Source organism: Flavobacterium sufflavum (assembly GCF_004016525.1).
In the GTDB taxonomy this organism is placed as follows: Bacteria; Bacteroidota; Bacteroidia; order Flavobacteriales; family Flavobacteriaceae; genus Flavobacterium; species Flavobacterium sufflavum.
The window spans coordinates 1-293 of the sequence record NZ_SACJ01000044.1 but is presented as its reverse complement, the minus strand read 5'-3'; the positions used below and the strand labels follow the sequence as shown (position 1 = coordinate 293).

The 293-nt window shown below is 41.0% G+C and carries 1 protein-coding gene; it reads right to left on the bottom strand.

Annotated elements, in window-relative coordinates:
* Positions 1-293, bottom strand: a 293-nt coding sequence (locus EOD40_RS18085) for a hypothetical protein (protein WP_164905518.1), incomplete at both ends; no start/stop codon positions are given.

Sequence of the window (293 nt, the reverse complement as noted above, 5' to 3'; positions counted from 1 at the left end):
CTGTCGCCGTAGCCGAACATTCACCATTTACATCAGCCAGAATTGGTTTTGCCGGTTTAGTAACATCGTCAACAATTACATTTTGAGTAGCTGTTTCAGTGTTTCCATTACCGTCATTGAAAGTCCAGGTAATTACGTGAGTTCCTTGAGTTGTATAAGTTAACGGATCAGTAGTTGTTCCTGTGATAGTTCCTTTACAATTATCATTAGTAGTAGGAGCTGTCGCCGTAGCCGAACATTCACCATTTACATCAGCCAGAATTGGTTTTGCCGGTTTAGTAACATCGTCAACA